Annotated in this window: 20 protein-coding genes; 11 read left to right on the top strand and 9 right to left on the bottom strand. The window is 47.1% G+C overall.

What is annotated here, in order from left to right:
- Positions 1 to 2: 2 nt before the first annotated feature.
- From prfA to FG11_RS11075, 4 genes are read left to right on the top strand one after another with little or no spacing between them, the layout of a single operon-like run.
- Complete coding sequence (gene prfA, locus FG11_RS11060; protein ID WP_047535076.1) at positions 3 to 1085, top strand: peptide chain release factor 1; 1083 nt, start codon at positions 3 to 5, stop codon at positions 1083 to 1085.
- 5 nt (positions 1086 to 1090) lie between these two features.
- Positions 1091 to 1813 (top strand): AbiU2 domain-containing protein, encoded by a 723-nt coding sequence (locus FG11_RS11065; protein WP_047535077.1) that lies wholly within the window; start codon positions 1091 to 1093, stop codon positions 1811 to 1813.
- A gap of 33 nt (positions 1814 to 1846) precedes the next feature.
- Positions 1847 to 2692 (top strand): peptide chain release factor N(5)-glutamine methyltransferase, encoded by an 846-nt coding sequence (gene prmC / locus FG11_RS11070; RefSeq protein ID WP_081978210.1) that lies wholly within the window; start codon positions 1847 to 1849, stop codon positions 2690 to 2692.
- A gap of 41 nt (positions 2693 to 2733) precedes the next feature.
- Complete coding sequence (locus tag FG11_RS11075) at positions 2734 to 3516, top strand: TIGR01458 family HAD-type hydrolase (RefSeq protein WP_047535081.1); 783 nt, start codon at positions 2734 to 2736, stop codon at positions 3514 to 3516.
- A gap of 2 nt (positions 3517 to 3518) precedes the next feature.
- Here the strand turns inward: FG11_RS11075 and FG11_RS11080 are convergent, their stop codons facing one another.
- Complete coding sequence (locus FG11_RS11080; protein ID WP_047535084.1) at positions 3519 to 4061, bottom strand: gamma carbonic anhydrase family protein; 543 nt, start codon at positions 4059 to 4061, stop codon at positions 3519 to 3521.
- A 56-nt stretch (positions 4062 to 4117) separates the two neighbouring features.
- Between FG11_RS11080 and metX the strand changes: the two genes are divergently transcribed.
- Genes metX through FG11_RS11100 form a run of 4 tightly spaced genes read left to right on the top strand, consistent with a single transcriptional unit; the run spans position 4118 to position 7965 of the window.
- On the top strand, positions 4118 to 5245 hold the full coding sequence (metX, locus tag FG11_RS11085) for a homoserine O-succinyltransferase MetX (RefSeq protein ID WP_020183152.1): 1128 nt from the start codon (positions 4118 to 4120) through the stop codon (positions 5243 to 5245).
- 6 nt (positions 5246 to 5251) lie between these two features.
- Positions 5252 to 5869: a methionine biosynthesis protein MetW gene (metW, locus tag FG11_RS11090; protein WP_025225110.1), complete on the top strand. Its 618-nt coding sequence runs from the start codon at positions 5252 to 5254 to the stop codon at positions 5867 to 5869.
- 21 nt (positions 5870 to 5890) lie between these two features.
- Positions 5891 to 7144, top strand: coding sequence for an AmpG family muropeptide MFS transporter (locus FG11_RS11095; protein WP_047535087.1), 1254 nt, complete (start codon positions 5891 to 5893; stop codon positions 7142 to 7144).
- 50 nt (positions 7145 to 7194) lie between these two features.
- Entirely contained in the window at positions 7195 to 7965 is a 771-nt protein-coding gene (locus FG11_RS11100) for a DUF1223 domain-containing protein (protein ID WP_047535089.1), read from the top strand.
- A 12-nt stretch (positions 7966 to 7977) separates the two neighbouring features.
- On the opposite strand, the gene FG11_RS11105 is transcribed toward FG11_RS11100, so the two are convergent.
- The 5 genes from FG11_RS11105 to FG11_RS11125 form a co-directional block, all read right to left on the bottom strand.
- The gene (locus tag FG11_RS11105; RefSeq protein WP_047535092.1) at positions 7978 to 8763 is read right to left on the bottom strand and encodes an HvfC/BufC N-terminal domain-containing protein; all 786 of its coding nucleotides are present in this window, start codon (positions 8761 to 8763) and stop codon (positions 7978 to 7980) included.
- A 3-nt stretch (positions 8764 to 8766) separates the two neighbouring features.
- Entirely contained in the window at positions 8767 to 9618 is an 852-nt protein-coding gene (gene bufB / locus FG11_RS11110) for an MNIO family bufferin maturase (protein WP_047535095.1), read from the bottom strand.
- A gap of 134 nt (positions 9619 to 9752) precedes the next feature.
- Complete coding sequence (locus tag FG11_RS11115; protein WP_020183158.1) at positions 9753 to 10097, bottom strand: hypothetical protein; 345 nt, start codon at positions 10095 to 10097, stop codon at positions 9753 to 9755.
- Between the two features lie 129 nt (positions 10098 to 10226).
- The gene (locus tag FG11_RS11120) at positions 10227 to 11069 is read right to left on the bottom strand and encodes a M48 family metalloprotease (RefSeq protein WP_020183159.1); all 843 of its coding nucleotides are present in this window, start codon (positions 11067 to 11069) and stop codon (positions 10227 to 10229) included.
- Positions 11070 to 11111: 42 nt separating this feature from the next.
- On the bottom strand, positions 11112 to 11915 hold the full coding sequence (locus FG11_RS11125) for an exodeoxyribonuclease III (RefSeq protein ID WP_047535098.1): 804 nt from the start codon (positions 11913 to 11915) through the stop codon (positions 11112 to 11114).
- Here FG11_RS11125 and pyrE point away from each other — a divergent pair.
- Both pyrE and FG11_RS11135 read left to right on the top strand, forming a co-directional pair.
- A complete protein-coding gene (gene pyrE / locus FG11_RS11130; protein ID WP_047535100.1) occupies positions 11908 to 12579 on the top strand; it encodes an orotate phosphoribosyltransferase in 672 nt (223 codons plus the stop codon). The two genes, FG11_RS11125 and pyrE, sit on opposite strands and share 8 nt — an antisense overlap.
- 14 nt (positions 12580 to 12593) lie before the next feature.
- Positions 12594 to 13214, top strand: coding sequence for a DUF4124 domain-containing protein (locus FG11_RS11135; RefSeq protein WP_047535102.1), 621 nt, complete (start codon positions 12594 to 12596; stop codon positions 13212 to 13214).
- Positions 13215 to 13275: 61 nt separating this feature from the next.
- Here FG11_RS11135 and gatB read toward each other — a convergent pair whose 3' ends face one another.
- From gatB to gatC, 3 genes are read right to left on the bottom strand one after another with little or no spacing between them, the layout of a single operon-like run.
- On the bottom strand, positions 13276 to 14721 hold the full coding sequence (gene gatB, locus FG11_RS11140) for an Asp-tRNA(Asn)/Glu-tRNA(Gln) amidotransferase subunit GatB (RefSeq protein ID WP_047535104.1): 1446 nt from the start codon (positions 14719 to 14721) through the stop codon (positions 13276 to 13278).
- 1 nt (position 14722) lies between these two features.
- Positions 14723 to 16207, bottom strand: coding sequence for an Asp-tRNA(Asn)/Glu-tRNA(Gln) amidotransferase subunit GatA (gene gatA / locus FG11_RS11145; protein ID WP_026361840.1), 1485 nt, complete (start codon positions 16205 to 16207; stop codon positions 14723 to 14725).
- Between the two features lie 17 nt (positions 16208 to 16224).
- Positions 16225 to 16512 carry an Asp-tRNA(Asn)/Glu-tRNA(Gln) amidotransferase subunit GatC gene (gene gatC, locus FG11_RS11150; RefSeq protein ID WP_020183165.1) on the bottom strand — a complete coding sequence of 96 codons (288 nt, stop codon included), beginning with the start codon at positions 16510 to 16512 and terminating at the stop codon, positions 16225 to 16227.
- Between the two features lie 148 nt (positions 16513 to 16660).
- Between gatC and FG11_RS11155 the strand changes: the two genes are divergently transcribed.
- Complete coding sequence (locus FG11_RS11155) at positions 16661 to 17704, top strand: rod shape-determining protein (RefSeq protein ID WP_020183166.1); 1044 nt, start codon at positions 16661 to 16663, stop codon at positions 17702 to 17704.
- The last annotated feature ends 14 nt before the right edge of the window (positions 17705 to 17718 follow it).

Below are 17718 nucleotides of genomic sequence, written 5' to 3' on the forward strand. Positions count from 1 at the left end.
GCATGAAATCCTCCATATTACAAAAGCTCGCCAGCCTGAGCGAGCGCCTAGATGAAGTCAACCGCCTGATGTCTTCCGAAGACATCACCAGCAACATGGACAACTACCGCAAAATTTCGCGCGAGCACGCGGAAATCACGCCTATCGTTGAGCAATATCATCTTTACGTGCAAACAGAGGCCGACATTAAAGAAGCACACGCCATGTTGAGCGACCCGGATATGAAAGAGTTTGCGCAAGAAGAAATTGAAGCCGGCAAAAATAGATTAGAAGAAATTGCGTTGGAACTGCAAAAACTGTTGCTGCCCAAAGACCCTAACGACGAAAAAAATATCATTCTGGAAATCCGCGCCGGCACGGGCGGCGACGAATCCGGCTTATTTGCGGGCGACTTATTCCGTATGTATAGCCGTTACGCAGAACGCCAACGCTGGAAAGTGGAAGTGCTCTCAGCCAACGAAGGCGAAGTGGGTGGCTACAAAGAAATTATTGCCAAAATCGAAGGGCAAGGCGCGTATTCTAAAATGAAATTTGAATCCGGCGGGCATCGCGTGCAACGCGTACCCGACACCGAAACACAAGGGCGCATCCATACTTCTGCTTGTACAGTCGCTATCCTGCCAGAAGCTGATGAAGTGAGCGACGTGGTGATTAATCCTGCTGATATTCGCTTGGATACCTTTAGAGCAAGCGGCGCAGGTGGTCAACATATTAACAAAACCGATTCTGCCGTACGCATTACGCACTTCCCTACTGGCATTGTGGTGGAATGCCAAGACGGACGCAGCCAACACGCCAATAAAGCACAAGCGATGATGGTGCTGGCCGCACGCATCAAAGCCAAACAAGTAGACGAACAAAACAGCAAAATTGCCAGCGAGCGCCGCAATTTGATTGGCTCTGGCGATCGCTCCGAGCGCATCCGCACCTACAATTATCCGCAAGGCCGTATTACCGACCATCGTATTAATCTCACCTTATATAAGATTGACGCGATTACTGAAGGCGATATGGACGAACTGATCAGTGCGTTAGCAACAGAGCATCAGGCGGACTTGCTGGCGACATTGGGTGAGGACAACTAATTGAAATGATTTCTATCAGAAATGTAGATGAATTCTTACGGCTACTTAAAGCATTAGCCAGCGACATCATTAATGCGCAAATTCACTACAAAATGTATAGGGGTTTACTAAATGCGGGCAATGACTTTCCTAATGTAATTGCGGAAACAAATACATTCTGGTCTCTAACAATTGGTTCACATTTCACCACTAGCCGACACTTTTTGGTTAGAGCTTATGACCAAAACAAGGATGCTCTGCACCTTTTCAGTTTTCTCAAAACCATAGAGAAAAACCTATCACTTTTTGACAAAGCGAGCTTTATAGCTAGAAACCACGAAAATCCTTATGTGGAAGATTTAGCTAAAGAAGACCGCACTCCAAATTTGAATGAATTAAAGGCTGACGCTCAACTATGTTCTGATGATGATCCATTAGTAAAGACTCTGATAATGCATCGAGGAAATCTCATCGTACATAGAAATGCGAAAAATACTGCCAAAGGCAAAACTCTCGCAGATGACTACCCATTAACATTTGGAGACTATGAGGAGCTTTTGAATAGAGCTATTTCTATACTAAACAAATACAGCAGACTGTTTGACGCCAGTACATATTCGTCCAAAATTATAGGTAGCGACGACTTTCAATTTATATTCAAGTGTATCAGTGAGCATCTTAAGAGCTTAGATAAATTATACGAAGATGAACTCGCTACTTTTAACCAGTCAAGTAGGTTGGACGACTAGTTTACACAAAATGGACTTCTGCCTTCCGGAATGATGAATATCAAAACCACCCTTGCTGATACCATCTCTAAGCTTGGCTCAGCCGAAGCTACGCTTGAAGCACGAATTTTATTGCAACAAGTTTTAAACGTTAATCATGCTTGGCTAATCGCCCACGCAGATGACACACTCACACCAGAGCAATACGCAGCCTTTGATGCGTTACTGCAACGCCGGCTAAATGGCGAGCCCATTGCCCATATTTTAGGCGAGCGCGAATTTTTTGGCCTGCCATTAAAAGTCACAGCAGACACCTTAATTCCACGGCCAGATACGGAAACATTGGTCGAGCAAGCCTTACAAACGATTCCAGAACAAGCAGTGTGTCAAGTTTTAGATTTAGGTACAGGTACAGGTGCAATTGCCTTGGCAATTGCCAAATATCGACCACAGGCAACAGTCACAGCTGTCGATGCCTCGAAAGCAGCTCTGGCTGTTGCTACCGAGAATGCAAATAATCTTGGCTTAAATAACGTCTCTTTTCAATACAGTGATTGGTTTAGCCAATTGCAGGTACAGCGCTTTGACATGATTGTGAGCAACCCGCCTTATATTGCCGAGAATGACCCGCATTTATCACAAGGTGATGTACGTTTTGAGCCAAAGTCAGCACTTACTTCTGGCGCAGATGGCTTAGATGATATTCGCCATATCGTATCGCATGCAGCACATTATTTAAAACCCAATGGCTGGCTATTGTTAGAACATGGTTACGATCAGGCACAGGCAGTGGCTGAGTTACTGACGCAAGCCAATTTCACACATATTGGCCATGCTTTAGATTTGGCAGGCATTCAACGCGTGACGTTTGGCATGGTTTCGCCTATGATTTCCACTTAACATCACTCACTTAATACCGCTATACAACGATGGAGAATCTTATGGCCGATTTCTCAACCATCAAAGGCATTATGTTCGATTTAGATGGCGTGCTGTATGTTGGCAACACCCCTGTTGAAGGCGCAATAGATGCAGTCAAGCAACTGCGCAAAGTAGGCTACGTATGTCGCTTCGTCACCAATACCAGCACATTGTCACTGGCCTCGCTACAAAAGAAATTAAGCGGGTTAGGCTTTGAAGTCGACCAATCAGAAATTTTCAGCGCACCGCAAGCCGCACTCCACCTACTTAAGCAGCAAGACAACCCCATCTGCCGCCTATTGTTGGCAGAAGACGTCAAGCGAGACTTTCAGCAATTTCAACAATCCGATACCGATGCGCAGTGGATTGTGATTGGCGATATCGGCAATACATGGACCTACGCCATGTTGAATGAGGTATTTCAGTGCGTGATGGGTGGTGGAAAATTGCTGGCGATTCACAAAAACCGATTTTGGCAAACCGAGCAAGGTTTACAAATGGATATCGGCGCATTTATTGATGGCTTGGAATATGCCACCAATACGCAAGCCACGATGATTGGTAAACCCTCTGCGGACTTTTTCTCTGCGGTGCTGGCAGATATGCAACTGACGCCGGAACAGGTGTTGATGATTGGCGACGATATTGATGCGGACGTAGGCGGTGCACAAGCAAGCAAGATTCGCGGTGTGCTAGTGCGCACGGGTAAGTACCGTCAGGCGTATGCGGAGAGCTCTGCGGTTCAACCAAACGCCACGCTCAACAGCATTGCCGATTTGCCAGCGCTACTCAGATCAGCCTAGTCTTAGGTTTGGGCTTCATCTAAATATACTTGCTTGAGCTGTACGTACATGGCAGCAGATTGCTGCAGCTGCGTGATTTCATCAATAGTGAGTGCACGCACCTGCTTGGCTGGCCGCCCCATATACAGGTAACCACTTTCTAGCACCTTGCCCTCTGGCACCAAACTTCCCGCAGCCAATAACACATGACGCTGCACCACGGCTTTATCCATGACAATGCTGCCCATCCCAATGAGTGATTCATCTTCTATCGTGCAGCCATGTAATATCACCATATGGCCAATGGTCACACGGTCACCTATCACTAATGGCGCGCCTTGTGGGTCTTGTGGTGAACGGTGATTGACATGCAAGCTACTGAGTTCTTGAATATTCGACTCCGCGCCAATTTGAATAAAATTCACATCCCCGCGAATCACGACACCGGGCCATATCGAACTATCCTCACCAATCGATACTTGGCCAATTAATGTTGCAGAAGCATGCACGTACACTTTGTGCGCAAGTTGTGGCACATGTGATTGAAATGCCTGAAGATTCCGCATGTTTTCCTTTCGCACGAGAGATGAACTTTTAAAGTATCACATAGTATAATCACGAAATGTCTGAAAATAACTCCGTAGGCCTTGTTGCCCCACAATCCGCGCATTTTGACACCCCGTTGCCGCTCAAAAGTGGTGAAGTGTTGCCGCAGTACCACCTCACTTATGAAACCTATGGCGAGCTGAATGCAGACAAATCGAATGCGGTGTTAATCTGTCACGCGCTGTCTGGCAATCACCACGTAGCAGGCAAATATAAAGAGTCTGACAAATCAGCTGGCTGGTGGGACAACCTAGTCGGCCCGGGCAGACCATTAGACACCAATAAATTTTTTGTGATTGGCGTCAATAATCTGGGCGGCTGTCATGGCAGTAGCGGCCCATCCAATACCAACCCAGCCACCGATCGCCCTTACAGTGCTACCTTTCCAGTCGTGACTGTTGAGGACTGGGTGCAATCTCAAGCACGCTTAATGGATTACTTGGGCATACAACAACTCGCAGCAGTGATTGGCGGCAGTTTGGGTGGTATGCAAGCACTGCAATGGGCGATTGCATTTCCTGATCGCGTAAAACACGCACTGGTCATTGCCTCTGCACCCAACCTCACCGCACAGAATATGGCGTTTAACGAGGTGGCACGGCAGGCCATTATTACTGACCCGGAATTTCACGATGGCGATTACTATAATTATGGGGTAGTACCACGCCGCGGCTTACGTATTGCACGTATGCTCGGGCATATTACTTATCTGTCCGACGACGTGATGGGTGCTAAATTTGGGCGAAAATTGCGTGACGGCACCATCAAATATAGCTTTGATGTGGAATTTGAAATGGAATCTTACTTGCGTTATCAAGGCGATAAATTCGCTGGTGAGTTTGATGCCAACACCTATTTACGCATGACACGTGCGCTAGACTATTTTGACCCAGCGTTGGATTATGGTGGCAACCTGTCTGCGGCACTTGCGCATGTCAAAGCCAAATTCTTGGTGGTATCGTTCACCAGCGATTGGCGTTTCTCACCCGCACGCTCCAAAGAAATTGTAAAAGCACTGCTGGACAATGAAATTTCTGTGCGCTATGCCGAGGTCACAGCCGCACATGGCCATGATGCATTCCTTATGCCAGACCCACATTACCATGCCATTATGCGTAGTTATTTGGCGAAAGTGAAAGTGTAAACACCTATGAGCCAGCCCATACAATCGAGCACAGACCATACTGCGATTCGCCCTGACTTTGCCTTAATTAGCCAATGGATAAAACCACATGCCAAAGTACTGGATTTAGGCTGCGGCGATGGCGAGTTACTCACCCATCTGCATCATCAGCATGATATTCGCGGCTACGGCGTAGAGAAAGATGACAGCAACTGGCTCACCGCCATGGAAAACGGCGTAGATGTATTACAGATGGATTTAGAGTCAGGCTTATCCGGGTTTGAAGACCAATCGTTTGATACCGTCATACTCTCGCAAACACTACAAGCCATGCACAATACAGAAGGCATTGTGCAAGAGATGCTGCGGGTTGGGCACGAAGCGATCGTCACCTTTCCCAATTTTGGTTACTGGCGCAATCGCTTTCAAATCGTATTCGGCAATATGCCAGTTTCCAAAACCCTGCCATACCAATGGTACGACACGCCAAATGTGCATCTATGCACGATTGATGACTTTGATGCATTTTGCACCAAACATCACATCGCCATTATTGAGCGCAAGGTAATTACAGACGGTCAAGATATTCAATTCCTACCAAATTTCCTCGGAAATTTGGCCATGTACCGGCTTAAAAGTGCCTAGCATCCTTTCAAAGCAGGATGCATGACCTCTCCCCGAAACTTTAAAGAAATCATCTTTAATAAGCGCATGCTGATATGCGTGTTTACAGGCTTTAGCTCTGGCCTGCCGCTGTATATTTTAATTAGCCTGTTACCAGCATGGCTACGTTCCGAAGGCGTAGACCTGAAAGCGATAGGCTTATTCTCACTCATCAGCTTGCCGTTTACGTGGAAATTTATCTGGGCACCATTATTTGACCGCTACTCGCCACCATTGGGGCGCAGGCGTGGCTGGTTACTCATCACACAATTGGCGCTTTTATTCAGCATCCCAGCATTTGGCTACTTGCATGCGCAATTAGATATTTGGACTGTGGCCTATTTAGCAGCAGTGGTAGCGTTTTTTAGTGCCAGCCAAGACATTGTATTAGATGCTTACCGCCGTGAGATATTGCCAGATATTGAGCTGGGCTTAGGCAATGTCATCCATGTCAATGCATACAAAATCGCGGGCTTGATTCCGGGGTCTGTTTCTTTGATTTTGGCAGATCACCTACCTTGGCACAGCGTGTTTGTCATCACCGCACTCTTTATGTTGCCCGGGCTTGCCATGACGCTGTTAGTGAATGAGCCTCTACTTAAAGCTGGCGCGCCTAAAACGCTCAAACAAGCTGTGGTGGAGCCGTTTCATGAATTTATCTCACGTAATGGTATCCGCACTGCACTGACTATTTTGGCGTTTATTTTCCTGTATAAACTGGGCGATAGCATGGCCACTGCGCTGGCAACGCCGTTTTATTTAGACATGGGGTTTAGTAAAACCGAGATTGGTCTCGTTGCTAAAAACGCGGGGCTTTGGGCAAGTGTAGCTGGGGGCATTTTGGGCGGACTCTGGATGATACAACTGGGTATTAACCGCGCACTGTGGTTGTTTGGGTTGGTACAAATGGTAGCGATTTTGGGCTTTGCCTGGCTGGCAATTGCTGGACACGATGTGCTGATACTGGCATTAGTGATTGGGTTTGAAGCTTTTGGCGTGGGCTTGGGCACCGCCGCATTTGTGGCTTATATTGCGCAAACCACGCATCCGCTCTATACCGCCACTCAGTTTGCATTATTCACCAGCCTAGCCGCCGTACCACGCACTGTGGCCAACGCAGGCACTGGCTTTATGGTAGAGCGCATGGGTTGGTTTCACTTCTTTATTACCTGTTTTTTACTGGCGATTCCGGGCATGCTACTGCTGTACAAAATCGCCCCTTGGAATAGCATCAAAGAAAACGAACAACCGTTGTAAGCGCAGCGTCACTTCTCCGACTAATGCATCACATAGTCAGGAGAAGCGCCATGCGCCAAATTCAAGCTTTTAGCCTTGTACTTCCATTGTTATTTTCCAGCATTGCACAAACCTATGCAGCTGAATGTACCGCCAAAAGCGGCGAAAACATAGTGCCACTACTGGAGCTATATACGTCTGAAGGCTGCAGCAGCTGCCCACCAGCCGACAAATGGCTCAGCCACTTAGATACAGACATTACTAAAGTGACGCCATTGGCGTTTCATGTCGATTATTGGAACTACATTGGCTGGCAAGACCGCTTTTCCAAAGCAGAGTACAGCAACCGTCAACGCAAGACCGCTGCTTTTAATGCTGCGGGCTTTGTCTACACGCCGCAGTTTGTGCTAAATGGCAAAGACCTCAGAGGTTGGGAAAGTGGCCGGTTACGCAAACTCACCGAACAATCCAAATTGACACGTTCGTCCGCACAATTACAGTTAGACGCAGTGCAGTTAGGCAACGGTGAGATTACACTCAAGGCATCAGCAACGATCCCTGATAGCAAGTTGGCCAAGCATGCCGATGTATTTGTGGCTTTATATGAAAATAAATTGGTGAGCAAAGTGAACGCTGGTGAAAACAATGGCAGTGAACTCCACCATGATTACGTGGTACGTGAGTTATTTGGTGCATACCCGATGCATGCGCTCAACGCATTTAGCAAGCAGTTTAACTTAAGCCATCCTTGGAAAGAACGAAATGCTGGCGCCGTGATGTTTGTGCAAGACAATCAAACCGGCGAAATTCTACAAAGTTTGTCGTTGAAGTTTTGTAGTTAAGCTAGACAGATTTTACCGATGAATGTCGGCAATCATTTCCGTCTCTAACCAGCCGGCCAAATACTGCGCCGCTTGTAATGTGGCATCTTCGCCCACGGTCTCAAATAGCTTCTCACATAGCGCACCAAAGCTTAGGCCGTTGCAAGCTTGTGCCAATAATGTTGCTTCAGTGTTATCCAGCGAGCGAAAATTCGCATCCATTTGCTGACGCCAAATCAGCCAATGTAGATGCTGTTGGTGATCAGGTTGAGGAGGCGCCTCATCGTCATTCAATGCTTTCCAAGTGGGTACAGCGTTAGTTTGTAAAGCCAAAAGTTGCAAGCCCGGTTGAAATACAAATGTTAACTCGCCCCATTGTGCAGGTGGAATCTCAGCCAAGTCTTGCAGTGTCACGACCGTGACATCAGGCGCATCAAACGCGGCAGCAAGTGCCCACTCAAATGTCGCCATTTCTGTCGCTACAAGATTGTGAGGCAACACCGTCTGCAAGTAGTCCGCCATCTTGCTGCCATACCACCGCAGATTGGGGTAAGTGGATGGATAACGATTCAAATACTCTAGCGCGATGGCATGAAATTGAACCGGACCTAGTAACTTTTTTAGCCCGCTATACGGGCTTGCCAACGCTTCAATAATGCGCATGCGGTAGGCATTGTGATAAATGCCCAAGCGTTTTGTTGCGCCAACTTTTGTATCATCCACAATCCAGTTGTTATCCAACACATGACTATCCACCGCCTGGCTATCGCCCATCAAATAGCGCTGAAAATCTTGCTGTAACTGTGCTAACTGTCTCATGGTTTAAGCCGCATTTCGCTGTGAAAACTCTTGTGTATGTTTGGCAGCTAACTGCCTTGCAATGTCTAGCTCTTCTACTAATACACCCAGCGCAGGAATATCATCATCGCGCTCGATCATGGTCGACACTGCGCCAAACCGCTGTATGGCGTGGGCATACAAATCCCATACCGGGTCTATCACCGGTGCATCATGTGTATCAATAATATAATCACCATAATTGTGATGCCCCGCCAAATGGATCTGACGCACGCGCTGCTTGGGCACGCCATCAATAAAGGCTTTTGCATCAAACTGATGATTAAAACTGCTGACATAAATATTATTCACGTCTAATAACAGCAAACAATCTGCTGCGTCAGACACTTGCTGAATAAATTCCCACTCAGTCATGGTGGAATCCACATAGCTGGCATAGCTAGAGACATTCTCCAACAGAATTTGACGCCCTAAATAATCTTGTACAATTTTTACGCGCTCTGCCACATGCTTAGCGGCTTCTTCGGTATAGGGCATGGGCAATAAATCATGCATGTTTTGCCCATGTATGCCGGTCCAGCATAGGTGATCGGAAATCCAAGCGGGTTGTATGCGGTCGGCTAATTGCTTTAATTCTTTTAAGTAATCCAGGTTCACAGGAGCTGTCGAACCAATGGACAACGACACACCATGCATGACCATCGGGTAATCGGCACGAATCCGATCTAGAAAATAGAGCGGTTTACCGCCAGGCACCATATAGTTTTCAGAAAGCGCCTCAAACCAATCGACTTTAGGCTTGTTTTCTAAAATCTCATGGTAGTGCTCTGTACGCAGGCCTAAACCGAACCCTAAAAAACTAGCGTTATCTGTCATTTTTACCTCATGGCGTGATGTCATTGATGGGTATTTTTGAGTGAAGCAAGTAGAAAGCATATATAACCCATACACTTTCTACTTTACTTTGCATTACACAACCTAAGTATTAACCTAAGTATTAAAAACCATCACTAAACAGCATGTCCACCTTTAGCATCACACTCAGCGCCAGTTAAAGCCAAATGTCCATGGCCGGCACAATCATTTTGGCCTTTACATGCATTGGCTGGATTTGCACATGACCCTTGGCCTTTACATGCATTTTTTGCAGTTTTACATGCGTTGTGCCCTTTGCATTCGTTACCAGCAGTTTTGCAAGCACTAGTACCTTTGCATGAGTTTACGCCCACACAAGCAACCGTTGCCGAATTACCAGCAGTTTTTGCACCGCCACTGGCGCAGCCTGCCAAAATCAATGCTGCAGCCCCTAGTGCCAACATGGTACCTTTGCTCATTTTTGATGTTTCAATAGTCATTTTTATTCCTCTCGAGAGTCATGTGCGTCAATATGCGCCAAACAGAAAGTAACCATCTAGATGATTACCTGACTTAGTCGCGAGGGAAGAGGCTTCCTTACAAAAATAAGGAAGCCAGAGAGAAAAACTTTAGATAGGCGCTTGCGCGAGGTCGATGACCTGCGTATCCATAAATGTTGCTAGGCTTGTCGTGCTGGACTGCAAATCCTTTAGCCATGCGGTAGTGGCGGTATCGGCACTCGGCAATCCATCTAACACCATTTGCATGTCATAGCCCTGATACAACATCAGATTCAGCGCAATACGATCCGATTCAGCTAATTGATTTGGCTTTGCTTTTTTAAGCGCGACCTCTGAGCCCACAAAACTGGTCACAGAAGAAGCTGCGCTCGTCACTGCGGAGGTTGCTGTAGATGCTTGTGCTGCAGTGGATGAAGCGCTGACAATGGCCAACGCTGGAAACACAATACTGGCAATGGCTGTAATCATGAGTTTGGTTGCAATATTATGTGTGTGGTGCCGGCCAATCACATGCCCCATTTCACGTGCCAACACATAGCTTAATGCCTCATCACTTAATGTCAGCTGTTGCAAGCCGCGAAAAACCACCACACGTCCGTTAGCAGTAGACGTAGTGGCAGCAGCCACTTTATCTATTACCTTAAACTGAAATGCAGGAATACGCTTTTTCAAATCCGGATACACGGTATAGGCAGCCAAGGCCAAACGCTCACCTAATGTGACAACACGTTCGTCAAACTGCTGTCGTGCAACACATTCGTCCTCTACACACGCCTGCGCATTTTTCTGTGTAACCAGCCCCATGCGCATATCGACATCTGAATATGCTGCGCTAATACGATGTGTCACATCAATCAGCGCATTGCCTTCTGCATTGGCTATGCCAAGTGCAAACGGTGACAATGTCAACATGATGAAAATCGCCAATGCTTTCAATAAAAATTCCAACATCGCAACCCTTTCTACCGCTAGCATCAAGCTAGTCTCGGTAACCTAATCTAGGTAGTCAATGATGAGTGGCGCGTGATCGCTGAATCGCTCTGTTTTATAAATACTAGCTTGTGTTGCCTTGGCCGCAAATGCTGGCGTTGCAATTTGATAATCAATACGCCAACCCACATTTTTTGCCCAAGCCTGGCCGCGATTACTCCACCAGGTATAACACGCATCCGTTGTGTCTGGATGTAGCCTGCGATACACATCTACCCATCCCACGCGATTGAATAAATCGGTCATCCAAGCGCGCTCTTCCGGTAAAAATCCGGAATTTTTCCTGTTGCCCTTGTAATTTTTTAAATCAATTTCTTGGTGTGCAATATTCCAGTCACCGCAAATGACGACTTCATAGCCCTGACTGATGAGCTTTTCTAAATGAAGCATGAAGCGTGCCATTACACTGAACTTGAATTGCTGCCGTTCTTCGCCACTAGACCCACTTGGCAGGTACAAAGAAATGACACATAAGTGACCAAAACGGCACTCCAAGTAGCGGCCTTCCGCATCAATGTCGGCCACCTCATGGGCAATTTCCCCCAAATGCGCGCCGGCTAAACCTTCTATCACCACATCCGCTTTCTGCTTGCTGTAAATACCAACTCCGCTATACCCTTTCTTTTCGGCATAGTGAAAATAACCGTGATACCCGCTCGGCGTTAGCATCTCCAATGTCATATCCGCAGCTTGGGCTTTTACCTCTTGCATACAAATAATATCTGGCTGCACTTGCTGCAACCATTTGTAAAAGCCTTTATTTGCCGCAGAGCGGATTCCATTTAAATTCAACGTTATAATGCGCATTATCTATACTTTCTTATCGATTCCAATGAGTGACTTAAGCCAAGAGTTTATCGCGTTTTCTGTTAAAAAACAGGTATTAAGATTTGGTGAATTTAAAACCAAAGCAGGCCGTTTAAGCCCATATTTCTTCAATGCCGGGCTGTTTAACGACGGCGAGAGTTTATTAAGGCTGGGTGAGTTTTATGCAAAGAGCATTCAAGCCTCTGGCATTCAATTCGATATGTTATTTGGCCCCGCTTACAAAGGCATTCCACTTGTTGCGGCCATTAGCATTGCATTTGCGCGCGAAGGCAAAAACTACCCGTACGCCTATAACCGCAAAGAGGCCAAAGACCATGGCGAAGGCGGCACTTTGGTCGGTGCACCGGTGCAAGGCCGAGTATTAATTATCGATGATGTGATTTCTGCCGGCACTTCTATTCGAGAATCCGTCGACCTTATTGTGCAGCAACAAGCTACCCCATGTGGCGTGAGTATTGCGCTGGATCGCCAAGAAAAAGGACTGACCGAACTCTCTGCAGTACAAGAAGTAGAAAAGAACAACCGCATCCCCGTTTCCAGCATTGCCAAGCTGTCAGATCTACTTAAATACATTGAAAACAGCCATGATTTGGCACAGTATTTGCATAAAGTCGACCTATACCGACAACAATACTGTGTTTAACACATTGATACCACATGATTAAAACCATTTTATGCTGCTTTGCCATGATTTGTTTTAGTGCTAGCGCACAGGCCGAAGGCAAACGCATTGTGAAGTGGGTGGACAAACATGGTGTTACCCATTATGGGGATCAAGTACCGCTACCAGATAGCACCAACAAAACCAGCGAGCTTAACAAATCCGGCATGGCGGTTAAACGTGTTGAGCAAACAGCCACACAACATGAGGCAGAGAAAGTCTCCTCCGAACAGAATAGACGCGATTCAGCCTTATTGGCATCTTATAACTCGGCTGAAGAAATTGATATCGCCTGCGACCGCAATACTAGAATTGATAAGTCGGCGCTCGAAAGTCTTGGTCAGAAACGTACCAACTTAAAAGATCAGCAGCAAAAAAATGCCACTAAAATGGCAGATTTGACCAAACGCAAACGCCCGATACCGCCACAATTAGTAGAAGACAATCAAAAATACCAGACAGATATTGCTGATACAGACAAGTTAATCGTTACCAAGCAACATGACATCGACAATATACGTAAACGCTACGACAACGACAAACAGCGCTATTTGGAATTAAAAGCGCAAGGCTATACGTTAAGCAATATCCGAAACGCGACCAAAGCAGCGCCTTAATCCACAAGCTTTGCCAAGGCTTCCCAATCACCGCATGATTGAAAAGCCTGTCTCGAAATCATTAACCCAGCTTTTTCTTCAAGATTTCGTTTACTTGCGCAGGATTAGCCTTGCCTTTAGAGGCTTTCATGGCTTGCCCAACCAGGGCATTAAATGCTTTTTCTTTGCCCGCTTTAAACTCTTCTACCATTGCAGGGTTTGCATTTAACACTTCATCGATAATGGTTTCAATCGCACCAGCATCAGACTCTTGTTTTAAGCCTTTTGCAGCAATAATCGTGTCCACATCACCTTCACCAGCCCATAACGCCTCAAACACCTGCTTGGCCGCATTGTTAGAAATGGTATTATCTTGAATACGCTTTAATAACTGTGCCAATTGCGCCGCTGAAACGGGTGAATCTGCAATCACTTTTTCTTCCGCGTTTAATTTAGCGGACAAAGCGCCCATTACCCAGTTGGCTGCGGGTTTGGCTTCTGCGCCTGCCTGTACCACGGCTGTAAAATAATCGGCAGTGCCTCGGCTGGCCGTTAAGGTAGCCGCATCATAACTGCTTAAGCCATGCGCCGCTTCAAACCTTGCTTTCATCGCCTCAGGTAATTCAGGCATATGCGTTCTTACACGCGCCTTGTCTTCGTCGCTCACCACGAGCGGTAACAAGTCTGGGTCTGGGAAGTAGCGATAGTCATTCGCTTCTTCTTTAGAACGCATCGCGCGTGTTTCACCTGTGTCTGGGTTAAACAAGACGGTGGCTTGTTGAATTTTTCCACCGTCTTCTAATGTATCAATTTGCCATTGTGTTTCGTACTCAATGGCTTGCTGCATAAACTTAAATGAGTTGAGGTTTTTAATCTCACGGCGCGTGCCTAGCTTCTCTGTGCCTTTGGGGCGCACGGACACGTTCACATCACAGCGGAAGCTACCTTCCTGCATATTGCCATCACAAATTCCAATCCACTGTACCAGTTCATGCAGCTTTTTAGCATAGGCCACTGCTTCAGCCGCACTACGCATATCTGGCTCGGTTACAATTTCTAGCAAAGGTGTACCAGCACGGTTTAAATCAATGCCGGACATGCCTTCTACGGCGCCATGCACTGATTTACCGGCATCTTCTTCCAAATGCGCACGGGTAATGTGAATGGTTTTTTCGTAAGCCTCACCATGCTTGCCTGCGGGCACTTGTATCGTTAGCTTACCTTTGCCAACTACCGGCAGTTCGTACTGGCTAATTTGATAGCCTTTAGGTAAGTCCGGATAGAAATAGTTTTTACGTGCAAATACTGAGCGTGGTGCAATGTCCGCATCCACGGCCAGGCCAAATTTAATCGCGCACTCTACGGCTTCTTTGTTCAATACTGGCAGCACGCCTGGTAAAGCAATGCTCACCTCGCATGCTTGTGTATTAGGCTCTGCCCCATAGGTGGTGGAGGCACCACTGAAAATTTTAGTATTTGTTTTTAATTGAGTGTGGGTCTCTAACCCAATCACGACTTCCCATTCCATACTATTTCAAACTTTCCGGCATTTGCAGATGCCAATCTGTGACTTGTTGATATGCATGCGCCACATCCAACATGCGCGCCTCATCAAAGTAATTACCCACCAATTGCAACCCCACTGGCAACGCTTTGCCATCAGTACTTGGCGCAAAGCCGGCTGGAATACTCATGCCTGGCAGTCCAGCCAAGTTGGTGGCAATGGTGTAGACATCTTGTAAGTACATCGCCACTGGGTCATCCGCTTTCTCACCCGCCTTAAACGCAGTAGAAGGTGCCGTTGGCCCCATGATGACATCACATTGCTTAAAGGCTTCGGTAAAGTCTTGTGCAATCAAGCGGCGAATTTGCTGTGCTTTGAGGTAATACGCATCGTAATAACCCGCGCTTAACACATAGGTACCAATCAAAATACGGCGTTTGACTTCGGCGCCAAAGCCTTCAGCACGGCTCTTCATGTACATATCCAGCAAATCGTCGTATTCTGCAGCACGGTGACCGTAACGCACGCCATCGTAACGAGAAAGGTTGGAACTGGCTTCCGCCGGCGCCAACACATAGTAAACCGGAATCGATAACTGGCTGTTGGGTAGTGAAATATCTACGATTTCGGCACCCAATTTGCGGTATTCGGCGATGGCTGCTTGCACTACTTTAGCCACATCTGCATCCAAGCCATCTGCAAAGTACTCTTTAGGCAAGCCAACACGTAGACCTTTCAATGGCTGCGCACCCATCATATTGGCTAACCCACGTGTGTAGTCTTCTTTCGGGCGATTTAAACTGGTCGAATCACGTTCATCAAAGCCCGCCATCACGTTCATCATCAACGCACAGTCTTCTGCCGATTTTGCCATAGGGCCAGCCTGATCCAAGCTGGATGCAAAAGCGATCATGCCGTAACGTGACACCAAGCCATAGGTTGGCTTCAACCCTGTAAACCCACACAAACTGGCAGGCTGGCGAATGGAGCCACCTGTATCGGTACCTGTGGCGGCTGCACATAAACGTGCTGCCACTGCCGCTGCAGAGCCACCGGAGCTGCCTCCTGGCACACGGTCAAAATCCCAAGGATTTTTAACGCCGCCAAAGTAACTGGTTTCATTAGAGGAACCCATGGCGAATTCATCCATATTGGTTTTGCCCAAATTGACTGCACCCGCTGCATCAAATTGGCTAATCACATGGGCATCATAGGGCGCCACAAAATTGGCCAACATTTTTGAACCACAAGTGGTTTTCCAGCCTTTCGCACAGAAAATATCTTTTTGTGCGAATGGGATGCCCGTCAGCGCCTCTGCATTTCCGGCCGCAATCCTAGCATCGGCGGCACGTGCTTGCGCAAGCGTTTTGTCTGTATCCAACGCAATGTATGCATTAATGGCCGGATTGTGCTGCTGAATACGCGTCAGAAATGTTTGCGTCAGCTCCACGCTGGAGATCTGTTTACTTGCCAACATCTGGCTAAGTGTTTTTAGGCTACTATTAATCATAAACTTGTCTGAATTCGTTATTCGATGACTTTAGGTACCAGATACAAACCATGCTCGGTCATGGGTGCAATGGCTTGAAATACTTCGCGCTGATTGGTCTGCGTGACTACGTCTTCACGCAAGCGTTGTGCAAGGTCTTGTGAATGCGACATGGGCAAGATGCCTTCTGTGTTCACCGCTTGCATTTGCTCGATGAGCCCCAGAATGCCAGAGAGCTTAGTGAGAGTGGAGGCGGCTTCTTGTTCGTTAATTTCAATACGCGCCAAGTACGCAATTCGATGGATATCTTCTATATTGAGTGCCATACAATTTTCTGTCGTTTGTTTGTAACAATCTGTAATAACATCTTAAATTTAGATGTGATTTAAGCTATTATACCTTGATTTCAATCCACGCTTTTAAAAGCAAATCGATAAAATCGTGGGTCATCATTCGTCAATATCGGGATAAAACATGTTCGGTTCAATAAACAGTTACTTTTCTAATGATTTAGCCATTGACTTAGGCACCGCCAATACGCTGATTTACGCACGTGGCAAGGGAATCGTATTAGACGAGCCATCCGTTGTAGCGATTCGATTAGAGGGCGGTCCCAATGGCAAAAAAGTGCTGCTGGCCGTAGGTTCCGATGCCAAAGGCATGTTGGGTCGTGCGCCTGCCAACATTCAAGCTATTCGCCCGATGAAAGACGGCGTGATTGCCGACTTCACCATCACCGAGCAAATGCTTAAGTTTTTTATCCGTAAAGTACACGAATCTCGCTGGTTTTCGCCTAGCCCACGCATCATCATCTGTGTCCCGGTAGGCTCTACCCAAGTTGAGCGCCGTGCGATTAAAGAGTCTGCAGAGCGCGCCGGTGCTAAACAAGTATTCTTGATTGAAGAGCCAATGGCCGCAGCAATTGGTGCTGATATGCCAGTTGCAGAAGCCACCGGCTCGATGGTGGTGGATATTGGTGGTGGTACCACAGAAGTGGGCGTGATTTCTTTAGGCGGTATCGTCTATGCTAAATCTGAGCGCGTGGGTGGTGACAAGTTTGACCAAGCCATTATCGATTACATCCGCCGCAATTACGGCATGCAAATCTCTGAGCCTACCGCCGAGGCCATCAAGAAAAAAATCGGCTCTGCATTCCCTGGCTCCGAAGTATTGGAAATGGAAGTCACCGGCCGCAATTTGGCAGAAGGTTTACCGCGTAAATTTACAATTTCCAGCAACGAGATTTTAGAAGCGCTGACCGAGCCATTGAACTCAATTGTGGGCGCAGTGAAATCTGCACTAGAGCAAACGCCACCTGAATTGGGCGCGGACATTGCCGAAAAAGGCATGGTACTCACTGGCGGAGGCGCATTGCTGCGGGACTTGGATCGTTTATTGATGGAAGAAACAGGATTGCCAGTGATTGTGGCGGAAGATCCGCTCACCTGTGTAGCACGTGGTTGTGGTCGCGCGCTTGAGGAAATGGATAAACTGGGTAACGTGTTTGCTAACGAGTAATCGTTAGTCAGCCT

The organism is Methylotenera sp. N17 (genome assembly GCF_000799155.1).
GTDB lineage: Bacteria > Pseudomonadota > Gammaproteobacteria > Burkholderiales > Methylophilaceae > Methylophilus.